Raw genomic sequence first — 13,430 nt, 5'->3', positions numbered from 1 at the left:
AGGACCCGCCCCGGACTTCGTCCGGGAGGTACCCGTGGCGGTCCCCTCAAGGCGGCGCCTGAAAGCCGTGGACGGCCGCGGAGCCGATGCTCCGCGGCCGTCCACGGCTTCGACCGGATCCCGGCCGGGCGGTCACGACCAGGTCGCGACCATGTACCCCACCCCGTACGGCGCGTCCTCGTACAGCAGCGTGCCGGTCAGGCCCGCGCCCTCCCCCGCGCCCGCGAGCACCTGCCACGGCGCGCGGCCCGCCACCAGCAGCTCACGCGCCGACTCCCGGTCCAGCGCCGCCAGCGCGGCCGTGTCCGCGGCGCCCAGCGCACGCGCGACCCCGGCGTCGAAGTCCGCCGCGCGCTCGTCGAGATAGCCGGGCGCCTTGAGGGTGCGGCACGCGCTCCCGTCCCCCATCACCAGCAGCGCGACCCGGTCGGCGGAGGCCGCCAGCTCCCGCCCGGCCGCCGCGCACTCCGCGCCCGTTGAGACCTCGCCGACCCCGAGCCCGGTCACGGGCGCGGCGGCCCAGTCCGCGCGCTCCAGAAGCCAGGCGGCCACGGCCAGGGACGGCGGCAGCTGCGGCGCGGCAGTCGCGGCCTCGCCGCGCCCCAGCCACACCTCGGCGTCCACGCCGAAGCCGCGGAACGAACCGCGCGCGCCCTGCGGATACGAGCCCGGTCCGGGCGCCGGGCCGAGGACGGCCAGCCGGTCCGGGCGCGCGGCCGCGAGCACGCCGATCGCGTCGGCGCACGCGTCGCGCAGGGCCGCCAGCTCGGGCGCGGCCCCGGCAGCCACCTCGGGTACGAGCAGCGGTGGGCACGGGCATACGGCGGCGGCTACGAGCATGATCGGAACCCTAACAAGGCGGGCGCCCGGCCGCCGGGCGTCAGGACAGGTCGGTGCGGCCGAGCCAGGACGGCTTGACCGGCACGCCGTCGTCGAAGCGGGCCTCGTCCGGCACCCCGTCCAGCGGCCCCGGCTCGGGCGCCTCGGGTTCCGGGGCGGGCTCCAGGTCGGCCGCCGGGGGCCGCGGATCGGCGGAGGCGGGCGGAGCATCGCTGTCGTACAGCAGCTCCGCCACGGTGAACCGGGTGTACCGGTTGTGCATGCCGCGCTCGGTGATCAGCATCAGCGCGTCGCCGGCCCGGAACAGCTGGGTCCGCTTCGTCCAGCGCGAGGGCGGCGGGAAGCGCCGCCTGGCGTGCGCTTCCAGCTCCCGCAGGGCCTGCTCCCGCGTGCCGTCGACGTAGCCCATGACGTACGCCGACCAGCTCCTCCCCTCCCCCCGACGCTCGCTGACCTCGACAATCAGCCCCCATCGAGCCATGCTCGCCCCCTCGGATCCGTTAGTCGCAACCGCAGCCCGCCGCCGGGGCCGGGCTCGCCGCCGGGGCCGGTACGCCGATGGTCGGCAGGCCCAGCATCACGCCCGCGGGCTTCGGCTGGGGGGCGGCGTTGCGCTTCTCCCACGCGTCTCCGGCGCGCGTGCGCCGTACGCCGAGCGCCGAGCCCTCCGCGAGCAGGTGGTGCGGGGCGGCGTACGTGACGTCTACGGTCACCATGTCGCCCGGGCGAACCGGTTCCTCGGGGCGCGTGAAGTGGACCAGCCGGTTGTCGGGGGCGCGGCCGGACAGCCGCCGAGTGGCGTCGTCCTTGCGGCCCTCGCCCTCGGCGACCATGAGCTCAAGGGTGCGGCCGACCTGCTTCTTGTTCTCCGACCAGGAGATCTCCTCCTGGAGGGCGACCAGCCGCTCGTACCGCGCCTGCACGACCTCCTTGGGGATCTGCCCGTCCATCTCGGCGGCCGGGGTGCCCGGCCGCTTGGAGTACTGGAAGGTGAAGGCCTGGGCGAAGCGCGCCTCGCGTACGACGTGCATCGTCTGCTCGAAGTCCTCCTCGGTCTCGCCGGGGAAGCCCACGATGATGTCGGTGGAGATGGCGGCGTGCGGGATGGCCGCGCGCACCTTCTCGATGATGCCGAGGTAGCGCTCCTGCCGGTACGAGCGCCGCATCGCCTTGAGCACGATGTCGGAGCCGGACTGCAGCGGCATGTGCAGCTGCGGCATCACGTTCTCGGTCTCGGCCATCGCGGCGATGACGTCGTCGGTGAAGTCACGCGGGTGCGGGGAGGTGAAGCGGACCCGCTCCAGGCCCTCGATCCGGCCGCAGGCGCGCAGCAGCTTGCTGAACGCCTCGCGGTCGCCGATGTCGGAGCCGTAGGCGTTGACGTTCTGGCCGAGCAGGGTGATCTCGGTGACGCCCTCGCCGACCAGCGCCTCGACCTCGGCCAGGATGTCGCCGGGGCGGCGGTCCTTCTCCTTGCCGCGCAGCGCCGGAACAATACAGAACGTACACGTGTTGTTACAGCCGACGGAGATGGAGACCCAGGCCGCATACGCCGACTCGCGGCGCGTGGGCAGGGTGGAGGGGAAGGCTTCCAATGACTCGGCGATCTCGACCTGCGCCTCTTCCTGGACGCGGGCCCGCTCCAGCAGCACCGGCAGCTTGCCGATGTTGTGGGTTCCGAAGACCACGTCGACCCACGGCGCCTTCTTGACGATGGTGTCGCGGTCCTTCTGGGCCAGGCAGCCGCCGACGGCGATCTGCATCCCGGGCCGCTTCGCCTTCATCGGGGCGAGTCGGCCGAGGTTGCCGTACAGCCTGTTGTCGGCGTTCTCCCGCACCGCGCACGTGTTGAAGACGATGACGTCGGCCTCGCCCTCGCCGGTGCCCTCGGCTGTCCGGACGTAGCCGGCGTCCTCCAGCAGACCGGAGAGCCGCTCGGAGTCGTGGACATTCATCTGGCACCCGTAGGTGCGGATCTCGTATGTCCCTTAAGGCCCACTTCGTCCACTACTTCGCTCCGGTCGCTGCTGGTCATGCAACCAGGGTAGGTGGTGCCGGGAGTACGTCCCGACCGGACCGGGGGCCGCACCGCACCGTGCCGTAGACCACCCGCCTCAGCCCCTCCCGTCCCGCCCGGACGCCTGGCAGGATCGGTGACTGTGCCCGATGCCCTCGCCCGCCCGCGCAGACGCCGCGTCCTGCGGTCCGTGGCCGCCGCCGCGGCCCTCGCGCTGCTGCTGTGGTGGCTGCTGCCGCTGCGCGGCGGCTCGTCGCCCAGCGGCAAGGTCGTGCTGTCCACGGGCGTGCCCACCGGGGTGTACGAGAAGTACGGCAAGCTGCTGCGCACCGACCTGCGCCGGGACCTGCCGGACGTGGACGTCCGGCTGCTGCACAGCCAGGGCTCGGTGGACAACATCCAGCGGCTGGTGCGCGGGGACGCGTCGTTCGCCATCGCCACCGCCGACTCCGTGGCCACGTACAGCGCGGAGGGCGGCCACGGCGCCGAGCGGCTGCGGGCCTGCGCGCGGCTGTACGACGACTACATGCAGCTGGTGGTCCCCGCGGACTCCCCGGTGCGCTCGGCGCGGGACCTCAAGGACCGGCGGGTCGGGGTCGGCGAGGACCGGTCGGGCGTGCAGCTGATCACCCGGCGGCTGCTGGCGGCCGCCGGGCTGGACTTCGTCACGGACATCGACGCGCGCCGGGTCGGCATCGACCGCATGACGGGGCTGCTGCGCGAGGGGAAGCTGGACGCCTTCTTCTGGTCGGGCGGGCTGCCCACCACGGCCTTGGAGAACCTGGCCGACGACGTCCCGATCCGCCTGGTCCAGCTCGGCGACCTGACCGAGGCACTGCACCGGCAGGGCGAGGCGACCCGCTACTACCGGTCCGCGGTGATGCCGCCGGACACCTATCCGAAGGCGCAGCGCGGCCGGCCGACCAAGACCATCGCGGTGGCGAACCTGCTGGTCACGACCGAGCGGGCGGACGCCGAGCTGACGGAGGGGCTCACCCGTACGGTCATCCGCAGCCGGGACCGGATCGGCGAGGTGGTGCACGCGGCGCAGAAGGTGGACCTGCGGACCGCCGTGTTCACCGACCCGCTGGACCTGCACGAGGGCGCCGCGCGCTACTACCGGTCGGCCAAGCCCTGAGATACCAGTCGGCCAACCCCTGAGATACCGGTTGGCCAAGCCCTGAGATATCGGCCGGTCAGGCACTGAGCCACCGGCCGGTCAGGCCCTGACTCCCCGGCGGTTCGCCTGGGGGGCCTGTCGACCTACCGCTTCAGCGGGCCGTGGCCGCGCCCCGCCGGTGTCGCCGGCCCCTCCCGCTCCTCCGGCCCGGTGCGCGGCACGGTGACGGTCACGCGCAGCCCGGTCGGTTCGTTGGGGGCGTACGCGATCGTGGCGCCGCCCGCGGCGAGCAGGGCGCGCGAGATGGACAGGCCGAGGCCCGAACCGGAGACGTTCTGGTGGCGGCCGCTGCGCCAGAAGCGGTCGCCGACACGTGCGAGTTCGTCCTCGGTGAGCCCCGGGCCGCCGTCGGCGACGGTGATCGTGACGGCGTCGGCGTCCGGTGCGAGCGCGACGGCCACTTCGACCGCCGCGCCCTCGGGCGTGAACTTCAGGGCGTTGTCGACCACGGCGTCGAGCGCGCTGGAGAGCGCCACCGGGTCGGCCCAGCCGGTAACGGCCGCGGACCCGGCACAGGTCAGTTCGATGCCCCTGTCCTCGGCGACCGGCAACCAGGCGCCGACCCGGTCGGCGGCGAGTGCGGCGATGTCGGTGAGGGCGAGCTGGCTGGTGGAGTGCTCGGCGACGGCCAGGTCCAGCAGGTCGTCCAGGACGCGGGCCAGCCGTTTGCCCTCGGTCCGTACCGAGGCGATCTCCTCGTGGCCCTCGGGCAGTTCGAGCGCGAGCAGTTCGATGCGCAGCAGCAGCGCGGACAGCGGGTTGCGCAGCTGGTGGGAGGCGTCGGCGACGAAGGCCCGCTGCTGGTCGAGGACCTCCTCGACGTTGTCGGCCATCTCATTGAAAGAGCGGGCGAGGCGGCGCAGCTCGGGCGGGCCCGAGGCGGCGGCGACCCGGGACTTCATCCGTCCCGTGGCGATGTCGTGGGTGGCGGAGTCCAGGATGCGGACGGGGCGCAGCACCCAGCCGGTGAGCCGGATCGCCGCGGCGACGGCGACCAGCATGGCCGCGGCCTCGCCCGCGACGATGAGCAGCCAGCCGTCGAGGATGCGGGAGCGCATCGGGCCGGTGGGCGACTCGGTGACCACCACGTAGACGACGTCGCCGTCGCGGACGACCGGCGAGGCGACGGCGAGCCGGTCCCGCTGCCAGGGCCAGACCTGGTCCGGGCCGCTGCTGCGGCGGCCGGCCAGGGCCTCCTCGAAGGCGCGCCGGCCCTCCCCCTCGGGTGGCAGCCGCCAGTCGCCGGGAGCCTGGGCCAGCGGGGTCCCGTCACGCTGGAAGACCCCGGCCCGTATGCCGTACACGTCGTAGTAGCGGTCGAGGTCCTCCTGGAGCGCCGACAGCCGCTCGTCCTCCTCGGAGGGCGGGCGGGGGGTGGCCGCCCGGACGGGACTGGCAGTGACGAACTGGGACATGGCGGCGAAGCGGGCCGTGTCGTCGATCCGGTCGACGACCACCCGCTGCTGCTCCCTGGCGGCCATGCTGCCGGCGAGCGGGAAGCCGAGCGCCAGCAGGACGCCCGCCATGAGGACGATGAGCAGCGGAAGGAGTCGTGAGCGCACGTCGGGCTTCAGGCTTCCGGCTTCGGGCTTGCGGCTTCGGACTTCGGGCCGGTGGCTTCGGACTGCACGCGGCGGTCAGCGGGCGGGGGCGACGAGGCGGTAGCCGACGCCGCGGACGGTCTCTATCAGGGCGGGCATCCGCAGTTTGGAGCGGAGGGAGGCGATGTGCACCTCCAGGGTGCGCCCGGTCCCCTCCCAACTGGTGCGCCACACCTCGCTGATGATCTGTTCGCGGCGGAAGACGACGCCGGGGCGCTGTGCGAGCAGGGCGAGCAGGTCGAACTCCTTGCGGGTCAGCGGCACGGTGGCGCCGCTCACCGAGACCTGGCGGGTGGGGAGCTCGATGGTCAGGGCGCCGAGCCGCAGCGGCGGCCTGGGCCCCTCGGCCGGCGGCTCCTCGACCGGCGCGGGACCGTCGGCGGAGGTGGTGCGGCGGCTCACCGCGTGGATGCGGGCGAGCAGTTCCATCGGGTCGTAGGGCTTGACGACGTAGTCGTCGGCGCCCAGGTTGAGCCCGTGGATACGGGAGCGTACGTCGGCCCTCGCGGTCACCATGATCACGGGCGTGGTGGTGCGCTTGCGGATGCGGCCGCACACCTCGAAGCCGTCCTGGTCCGGCAGCCCGAGGTCCAGGAGTACGACGCCGAACGGCGGCCCGGCGTCGGGGAGCAGCGCCTGGAGCGCCTCCTCGCCGCTACGGGCGTGGGTGACGTCGAAGCCGTGCCGGGCGAGGACGGCGGAGAGGGCCGCGGCGACGTGGTTGTCGTCCTCGACGAGCAGCAGTCGCACCGGCCTCTCCTCCTTACCCGTTCGTGTCCTGGATGCGTAGCCGGTGTGACCGGCGGATGACATGTCTCAGGGCATCCACTCCGATACTTGGCGTACGCGTCAAGATGCAGCGGGGGTCCGTTATGCACCCGGTACGGAACGATCCGCGGCGTACGGAGGGATTCGGCGTCCTGTTCACGCAGAGTGTCTGTTTGCAGCCGGATCGTTATGCTCAATTTCAGCTCAGATGTAATGACGCTGGTCGTGACCGCTCATTAAGGTCCTCCCAACCGAGGAGGATGGAGCGAGACGCCGATGAGCGAAGTATCGGTGACCAAGGACGCCACACCCCGTGCGGCGGGCGAGCTGGTCGCGCTGTCAGGAGTCAACAAGCACTTCGGCGCGCTGCACGTGCTCCAGGACATCGATCTGTCCATCGCCCGGGGTGAAGTGGTCGTCGTGATCGGACCATCCGGGTCGGGCAAGTCCACCCTGTGCCGGACGATCAACCGCCTGGAGACGATCGACTCGGGCACGATCACGATCGACGGCAAGCCCTTGCCCCAGGAGGGCAAGGAGCTCGCACGCCTGCGGGCCGACGTCGGCATGGTCTTCCAGTCGTTCAACCTCTTCGCACACAAGACGGTGCTGGAGAACGTCACGCTGGGGCAGATCAAGGTCCGCAAGGCGGACAAGAAGGCCGCCGAGGAGAAGGCGCGCGCCCTGCTCGACCGGGTCGGCGTGGGCACCCAGGCGGACAAGTACCCCGCCCAGCTCTCCGGCGGCCAGCAGCAGCGCGTGGCGATCGCCCGCGCACTGGCCATGGACCCGAAGGTGATCCTCTTCGACGAGCCCACGTCGGCTCTCGACCCGGAGATGATCAACGAGGTGCTGGAGGTCATGCAGCAGCTCGCCCGGGACGGCATGACGATGGTCGTCGTCACCCACGAGATGGGCTTCGCGCGCTCGGCCGCGAACCGGGTGGTCTTCATGGCGGACGGCCGGATCGTCGAAGAGGCCACGCCGGACCAGTTCTTCAGCAACCCCCGCAGCGACCGGGCCAAGGACTTCCTGTCGAAGATCCTGCACCACTGACGCCCTGATCGCCGATCGTCGATCACCGATCGCCGGTCACCCCCGCTCGACGCTCGACGTCTCGACGACTCGACCTCTTAAGGATGTTCACCATGAAGTTCCGCAGGACCACCGCCGCGGCCGCCGCCGTACTCGCCCTGTCCGCGACCGCCACCGCGTGCGGGGGCGGGGGCGATGACGACAAGATCAAGATCGGCATCAAGTTCGACCAGCCGGGTCTGGGCCTGAAGACGCCCGACGGCAAGTTCACCGGCTTCGACGTCGACGTCGCCAAGTACGTGGCCAAGGAGCTGGGTTACGACGAGAAGGACATCAAGTTCGTCCAGGCGCCCAGCGCCGAGCGGGAGAACCTGATCTCGCGCGGCGACGTGAAGTTCGTCGCGGCGACGTACTCGATCAACGACGACCGGAAGAAGAAGGTCAGCTTCGCCGGCCCGTACTTCCTCGCCCACCAGGACCTGCTGGTCCGCAAGGACGACAACTCCATCAAGGACGCCAAGGACCTGAACAGCAAGAAGCTGTGCTCGGTCACCGGCTCCACCTCCGCGCAGAACGTCCACGACGACTTCGCGCCCAAGGCGGACCTGCAGGAGTTCGGCGGCTACTCGGAGTGCCTGACCGGCCTGGAGAACGAGGCCGTCGACGCGCTCACCACGGATGACTCCATCCTCGCCGGCTACGCCTCGCAGGACGAGCACAAGGGCAAGTTCAAGCTCACGGGCCTGAAGCTGAGCGACGAGAACTACGGCATCGGCATCAAGAAGGGCGACACCGAGCTCCAGGGCAAGATCAACAAGGCCCTGGAGAAGATGGTCAAGGACGGCTCCTGGGACAAGGCCGTCAAGGCGAACTTCGGTCCGGCCAACTACAAGTACGAGCCCGCGCCGAAGATCACCGAGAAGAGCTGAGGACACCGCGGCGCGTCGTCCTCAGCGGACGGCGCGCCCCTTCCATCCGATCAGGGGAGAGCGCGGTAGAACGTGTTCGATTTTCTTGAAGGGTATGACCTGCTCGCGGCCTTCTGGACCACGGTGCAGCTCGCCCTCTACTCAGCGATCGGTTCCCTGATCTGGGGAACCATCCTCGCAGCCATGCGGGTCAGCCCCGTCCCGGTGATGCGCGTCTTCGGCACGGCGTACGTCAACCTCATGCGGAACACCCCGCTGACCATCGTCCTTCTCTTCACGTCCCTGGGACTGAACCAGACGCTGGAGGTCGACCTCTTCGGCGGTGAGTCGGACGCCGTCAACTTCCAGCTCGCGGTGCTCGGTCTGACCGCGTACACCGCGACGTTCGTCTGCGAGTCGCTGCGCGCCGGGATCAACACGGTGCCCGTGGGCCAGGCGGAGGCGGCACGCGCGCTGGGCCTGAGCTTCACGCAGGTGCTGTTCCTGGTGGTGCTGCCGCAGGCGTTCCGCGCGGTGATCGCGCCGCTGGCGAACGTCCTGATCGCGCTCACCAAGAACACCACGGTCGCCGCGGCCATCAGCGTCGCCGAAGCCGCGGCCCTGATGAAGGAGATGATCGAGATGGAGAGTCACGCGATCTTCCTTGTCTTCGCGGTGTTCGCCTTCGGCTTCGTGGCGCTGACCCTTCCGACCGGTCTGCTGCTCGGATGGGTGGCCAAGCGCGCGGCGGTGAAGCGATGAACAACCTCTCCGTGCTCTACGACACGCCTGGGCCGCGCGCCCGGCGGCGGAACGTCGTCTTCACCGGCCTGTTCTTGATCGTCCTGGCCCTCGTGGCCTGGTGGGTCCTTCAGAAGATGGCGGACCACCATCAGCTGGACGCCGAAAAGTGGAACCCGTTCGTCGAGGACGGCCGCGTCTGGACCGAGTTCCTGCTGCCCGGCCTGGAGGGGACCCTCAAGGCCGCCGCGCTCTCCATCGCCATCGCGTTGCCACTCGGGGCGGCGCTCGGCATCGGCCGGCTCTCCGACCACGCCTGGATCCGCATCCCCGTAGGCGCGGTGGTCGAGTTCTTCCGCGCCATCCCGGTGCTGATGCTGATGTTCTTCGCCACCCAGGCGTACGCGGAGTTCACCGACATCGAGTCCGATGTCCGGCCGCTGTACGCGGTGGTGACCGGCCTGGTGCTCTACAACGCCTCCGTCATCGCCGAGATCGTCCGGGCGGGCATCCTCTCGCTGCCGCGCGGCCAGACGGACGCCGCGAAGGCCATCGGCATGCGCAAGGGTCAGCTCATGACCTCCGTGCTGCTGCCGCAGGCGGTCACCGTGATGCTCCCGGCACTGGTCAGCCAGCTCGTGGTGATCGTCAAGGACACCGCGCTGGGCGGTGCGCTGCTGGGCTACGAGGAGTTGTTCTTCCAGGTCCGCCCGATCACCGCGAACTACGGTGCCAACACCATCGCCACGATCACCGTCGTCGCGCTGATCTACATCTTGGTGAACTTCCTGCTCACCAGCTTCGCGAGCTGGCTGGAGCGCAAGATGCGGAGCCGTAAGAAGGGAACCGGCGCGGTCCTGTCGGTCGACCAGGCCGACCAGTTGGAGACCGTGGGCGGCCCATCCATGGTGACGGATCGGCAGAGCGGCCACTCCCAGGGCGGCTTTTCCGCGTGACCGTTCGGCACTCTGCGTAAACGGCAGGCGGCGGCGAATGCGCCGCCGCCTGCGCCGTGTCCGCTTCCCCTCTGCCTCGTGTCTCCCTCGTCTGCCTCCTGTCGGCCCCTTTGATCGCTTGACGCAAGCGCCCGCAGTGGGTTGCATACGCTGTGTGATCACGCACCGGGCACCCTCCGCCAACACCCCGTCACCTCGCTCCACCGCCAGCCGAGGAGCCGCGCCGTGGACCCGGTGATCGTCGCTGGGGCGGGTCCGGTGGGGCTGTCCCTGACCCTGGCGCTGGCCCGGCTGGATGTGCCCGTGGTCCTCGTGGACGAGGGTCCCGGACGGGACGAACGGCGGCCGGCGCGTACGGCCGTGCTGCGGCCGGACACCGTGGCGCTCCTGTCGCGGATGGGGTGTGCGAGCGCCTTCGGCGACGAGCGCTGGGTGGCGTGGCGGACGATGCGGCGGCGGCATCTGGTGCGGCGGGTGCCCTTCGGGCCGGGGGCGGGAGAGGCCACGGGTTCCGTGGCCGGGCCGGGTGCCGTCGCAGAGGTCGCCGAGAGTAAGGCTTCCGGTGCTTCCGGTGCTTCCGATGCGGCGGCCGCGGGCGCGGGCACCGCGCCGGTGCACCTGGCCCAGCACGACCTCACCCGCGTGCTCCGCGCCGAGCTGGCGGCGCTCGCTGCCACCGGCCTGGTCACGCTCGTCACCAACAGCCGCATCGACAGGCTGGAGCAGGACGCCGTGGGCGTCTCCGTGCACACCCGGGGGGCGACCGAGACCTGGTGGCGCGGCAGCCATCTGGTCGGCTGCGACGGCCCCAGGTCCACGGTCCGCAAGCTCCTCGGGGTGCGCTTCCCCGGACGCACGGCGGTGGAACGGCAGGCGATCGCCGCGCTGCGTACCGAACTCCCCTGGCCGGGCGAGGGCGTTCTGCACCGCTCACCGCCCTGGCGTACCGCCGACGACGAGGTGACCGCCCGGCCGCTGCCCGGCGGTGTGTGGCGGCTGGACTGGCTGCTGCCGCCCGGTGGCGACCTGGTGACGCCGGACGCGCTGCTCGCGCGCGTGAACGACACCCTCGCGGGGTGGTACGACGATGCCGCGCCCCCGTACGAGCTGCTGGACACCGGCGTGTACACCGTGCACCACCGGCTCGCGCGGCGCTGGCGGGTGGGGCGCGCGTTCCTCGCCGGAGACGCCGCCCACCTGCTGGGCGCGCTCGGCACCCAGGGCCTGGACGAAGGACTGCGGGACGTCGGCAACCTGGCCTGGAAGCTGGGGCTGGTCTGGCACCACGCGGCAGGGGATCCGGACACCCTGCTGGACAGCTACCAGGCGGAGCGGCGCGGCGCGGTCGGCGCCCGGCTGCGGGCCGCGGACCAGGCGCTGCCGCCGGTACGGGCCACGGGCGGCTGGCGCGCGGTGCGCCGCACGGTCGTGCCCGGCGCGGCGCGCGGGCACGATGCCCTGCTCACCGAGGGGCATCTCGGGGAGGGGCCGCTCGGCGCGCCCCCGGTGTACGCCCGCTCGCCGCTGGCGCCCGCCGCCGTGCCCGACGGCGGCGTCACCGTCGGTACACCGCTCGGTGCGCTGGTCGCCGATGTGCCGGTGACCGCGTCGGACGGCGCGTCGGTGCGGCTGCGGGACCGGCTCGGCCGGGATCTGCTGGTGGTGCTGGTCGCCCCCGGTACGGGCGTGTGGGACCGGCGGCACTGGTTGCGTGCGGGCCTGATGCCGCGTCTGGCGGCGGCCGTGGCGGCGCTGCCGCTCCCGGCGGAACTGCTGGTGGCCGAGGAGTATCCGGGCGCCGCCGCGCACACGGTGCTGCTGGTGCGCCCGGACGGACATCTGGCCGCGGCGCTGTCGGGCGTCCGGCCCGCCGAGCTGTACGCGTACGCGGACGCGGTACGCGGCGGCAGCGCGGCGCGAGGGGCGGAGGGCGTCCCGGGGCAGTCGGAGAAGCCGAAGAGGTTCCAGGAGTTGGACGGGGCGGAGAGGGCGGAGGACAAGGCCAGGACGGCGGCCCGGGGCTAGGCCCGGGGCTGTGGGCCCAGGGCTGGGGTCCATGTGGCGGTACGTGGTTGACCGCCTCTTCGCGCGCGTGGTTCACTGCGCGGCGTGACCGGCACCCGGCTTCCGCGCTTCTGGCGGAGGGTCCATGTGGACCTCCTCCGCTACGCGGGCTGCGTGTGTCGCCCGTCCTGTTGATCCGCTTCCCGCGCGCGGCATGGGCCGCGCCCCTTCGCGATCCCTCAGGACGGTCCCTGTGTCTGACGTACGTACTCCCCTGCCCGCGCCCGCCGCGGTGCCCGCACATGCCGATGAGCCACCGCACGCCGCTCGGCCGCCGCAGACCGCTCGGCCGCCGCACGCCGATTCCGCGGCCGTAGCGCCCGGTTCCGGCCCCGACGCCGCCGAACTGCTCGCATTCGCCCTCCGTACAGCCGCCGACACCGCTCTCGTCGCCGCGCTTCCGCTGGACCCGGAAGGCCGCACCTGGCTGCGGCTGGACGGTCCCGGCGGCAGCGAGGCATGGCTGATCGCGTGGCCGCCCGGCGCCGGCACCGGCTGGCACGACCACGGCGGCTCGCGCGGCGCCTTCGCCACCGCCCAGGGCGAGTTGACCGAGCAGTCCCTCGCCGCGCGACTGCCCGGCGAGGGCTGGAAGACGCTGGAGCTGGCGGACGGCCTCGACCGGACGCGGCGCCTGCCGGACGGGCGCGGCCGGGCCTTCGGGCCGCACCACGTCCACCAGGTGTTCAACGCCTCGGCGGAGCGGCACGCGATCTCGGTGCACGCGTACTACCCGCCGCTGCCGCTGATGCGGCGGTACAGCCGCACCGGGCCGGTCCTCCGGCTGGAGCAGGTCGAACTCCCGGAGGAGTGGGCATGAGCCCCGGCGTCGACGTGCTCCTGACCGAGGCCCGCGAGGAGCTGGAACGGGTCGGTCCGACAGAGGCCGCGCGGGTCAGGACCGAGGGCGGCCTGCTGGTCGACATCCGGTACGCGGCGCTCCGGGAACGCGACGGCACGATCCCCGGTGCGTTGATCGTGGAGCGCAACGAACTGGAGTGGCGGCTGGATCCGCTGTGCGCCCACCGGCTTCCCGAGGCGACCGGGCACGAGCTGCCGGTGGTCGTGATCTGCAACGAGGGCTATGCGTCGAGCTTCGCGGCCGTCTCGCTGCGCCGACTCGGCCTGAGCCGGGCGACGGACCTCATCGGCGGCTTCCAGGCATGGCGCGCCGCGGGCCTGCCCATACGGACCTGAGCCACGCCGGTCGGCGTCCCCTTGCCTGCGGGCAGGTGGATACGTGCCTGACACGGGCGGCGGGGTCCCGCCGGCCCGCGCGGCGCCTCGCGCGCTCCCCCAGACGCTTCCGGCGGCCATACA

The 13,430-nt window shown here is 72.0% G+C and carries 14 protein-coding genes; 9 read left to right on the top strand and 5 right to left on the bottom strand.

Annotated elements, in window-relative coordinates; translation table 11 throughout:
* Positions 1 to 132: 132 nt before the first annotated feature.
* Genes Q3Y56_RS26440 through miaB form a run of 3 tightly spaced genes read right to left on the bottom strand, consistent with a single transcriptional unit; the run spans position 133 to position 2,795 of the window.
* A complete protein-coding gene (locus Q3Y56_RS26440; RefSeq protein WP_304464311.1) occupies positions 133 to 840 on the bottom strand; it encodes a class III extradiol dioxygenase subunit B-like domain-containing protein in 708 nt (235 codons plus the stop codon).
* A gap of 40 nt (positions 841 to 880) precedes the next feature.
* Positions 881 to 1,321 (bottom strand): hypothetical protein, encoded by a 441-nt coding sequence (locus Q3Y56_RS26435; protein WP_304464310.1) that lies wholly within the window; start codon positions 1,319 to 1,321, stop codon positions 881 to 883.
* 19 nt (positions 1,322 to 1,340) lie between these two features.
* Positions 1,341 to 2,795, bottom strand: a complete 1,455-nt coding sequence (miaB, locus tag Q3Y56_RS26430) for a tRNA (N6-isopentenyl adenosine(37)-C2)-methylthiotransferase MiaB (RefSeq protein WP_304464309.1) — start codon at positions 2,793 to 2,795, stop codon at positions 1,341 to 1,343.
* Between the two features lie 198 nt (positions 2,796 to 2,993).
* Here miaB and Q3Y56_RS26425 point away from each other — a divergent pair, with 198 nt between their 5' ends.
* Positions 2,994 to 3,995, top strand: a complete 1,002-nt coding sequence (locus Q3Y56_RS26425; protein WP_304464308.1) for a TAXI family TRAP transporter solute-binding subunit — start codon at positions 2,994 to 2,996, stop codon at positions 3,993 to 3,995.
* Between the two features lie 125 nt (positions 3,996 to 4,120).
* On the opposite strand, the gene Q3Y56_RS26420 is transcribed toward Q3Y56_RS26425, so the two are convergent.
* Positions 4,121 to 5,599: a HAMP domain-containing sensor histidine kinase gene (locus Q3Y56_RS26420; RefSeq protein WP_304464307.1), complete on the bottom strand. Its 1,479-nt coding sequence runs from the start codon at positions 5,597 to 5,599 to the stop codon at positions 4,121 to 4,123.
* A 75-nt stretch (positions 5,600 to 5,674) separates the two neighbouring features.
* Positions 5,675 to 6,388: a response regulator transcription factor gene (locus Q3Y56_RS26415; protein WP_304464306.1), complete on the bottom strand. Its 714-nt coding sequence runs from the start codon at positions 6,386 to 6,388 to the stop codon at positions 5,675 to 5,677.
* Between the two features lie 294 nt (positions 6,389 to 6,682).
* Here Q3Y56_RS26415 and Q3Y56_RS26410 point away from each other — a divergent pair, with 294 nt between their 5' ends.
* The 8 genes from Q3Y56_RS26410 (at position 6,683) to Q3Y56_RS26380 (ending at position 13,307) form a co-directional block, all read left to right on the top strand.
* Positions 6,683 to 7,462, top strand: a complete 780-nt coding sequence (locus Q3Y56_RS26410) for an amino acid ABC transporter ATP-binding protein (protein WP_304464305.1) — start codon at positions 6,683 to 6,685, stop codon at positions 7,460 to 7,462.
* Positions 7,463 to 7,554: 92 nt separating this feature from the next.
* Entirely contained in the window at positions 7,555 to 8,370 is an 816-nt protein-coding gene (locus tag Q3Y56_RS26405) for a glutamate ABC transporter substrate-binding protein (protein WP_304464304.1), read from the top strand.
* 72 nt (positions 8,371 to 8,442) lie between these two features.
* A complete protein-coding gene (locus tag Q3Y56_RS26400; protein WP_304464303.1) occupies positions 8,443 to 9,111 on the top strand; it encodes an amino acid ABC transporter permease in 669 nt (222 codons plus the stop codon).
* Positions 9,108 to 10,046 carry an amino acid ABC transporter permease gene (locus tag Q3Y56_RS26395; RefSeq protein WP_304464302.1) on the top strand — a complete coding sequence of 313 codons (939 nt, stop codon included), beginning with the start codon at positions 9,108 to 9,110 and terminating at the stop codon, positions 10,044 to 10,046. Before Q3Y56_RS26400 ends, Q3Y56_RS26395 begins: the two co-directional genes overlap by 4 nt.
* Before the next feature lie 225 nt (positions 10,047 to 10,271).
* Positions 10,272 to 12,071: an FAD-dependent monooxygenase gene (locus tag Q3Y56_RS26390; RefSeq protein WP_304464301.1), complete on the top strand. Its 1,800-nt coding sequence runs from the start codon at positions 10,272 to 10,274 to the stop codon at positions 12,069 to 12,071.
* A gap of 84 nt (positions 12,072 to 12,155) precedes the next feature.
* Entirely contained in the window at positions 12,156 to 12,245 is a 90-nt protein-coding gene (locus Q3Y56_RS33600; protein ID WP_369696806.1) for a putative leader peptide, read from the top strand.
* Between the two features lie 58 nt (positions 12,246 to 12,303).
* The gene (locus Q3Y56_RS26385) at positions 12,304 to 12,930 is read left to right on the top strand and encodes a cysteine dioxygenase (protein WP_304464300.1); all 627 of its coding nucleotides are present in this window, start codon (positions 12,304 to 12,306) and stop codon (positions 12,928 to 12,930) included.
* Positions 12,927 to 13,307: a rhodanese-like domain-containing protein gene (locus Q3Y56_RS26380; RefSeq protein WP_304464299.1), complete on the top strand. Its 381-nt coding sequence runs from the start codon at positions 12,927 to 12,929 to the stop codon at positions 13,305 to 13,307. Before Q3Y56_RS26385 ends, Q3Y56_RS26380 begins: the two co-directional genes overlap by 4 nt.
* The last annotated feature ends 123 nt before the right edge of the window (positions 13,308 to 13,430 follow it).

The sequence above is a fragment of the Streptomyces sp. XD-27 genome (genome assembly GCF_030553055.1).
In the GTDB taxonomy this organism is placed as follows: Bacteria; Actinomycetota; Actinomycetes; order Streptomycetales; family Streptomycetaceae; genus Streptomyces.
The sequence above is the reverse complement of the archived record's forward strand: the minus strand, read 5'-3'. Positions and strand labels throughout refer to the sequence as shown.

Bases quoted from the DNA above. Each gene is read 5' to 3' on its own strand.
- Q3Y56_RS26440 (WP_304464311.1), bottom strand. From the start codon at position 840: ATGCTCGTAGCCGCCGCCGTATGCCCGTGCCCACCGCTGCTCGTACCC.
- Q3Y56_RS26395 (WP_304464302.1), top strand. From the start codon at position 9,108: ATGAACAACCTCTCCGTGCTCTACGACACGCCTGGGCCGCGCGCCCGG.
- Q3Y56_RS26410 (WP_304464305.1), top strand. From the start codon at position 6,683: ATGAGCGAAGTATCGGTGACCAAGGACGCCACACCCCGTGCGGCGGGC.
- Q3Y56_RS26380 (WP_304464299.1), top strand. From the start codon at position 12,927: ATGAGCCCCGGCGTCGACGTGCTCCTGACCGAGGCCCGCGAGGAGCTG.
- Q3Y56_RS26405 (WP_304464304.1), top strand. From the start codon at position 7,555: ATGAAGTTCCGCAGGACCACCGCCGCGGCCGCCGCCGTACTCGCCCTG.
- miaB (WP_304464309.1), bottom strand. From the start codon at position 2,795: ATGAATGTCCACGACTCCGAGCGGCTCTCCGGTCTGCTGGAGGACGCC.
- Q3Y56_RS26435 (WP_304464310.1), bottom strand. From the start codon at position 1,321: ATGGCTCGATGGGGGCTGATTGTCGAGGTCAGCGAGCGTCGGGGGGAG.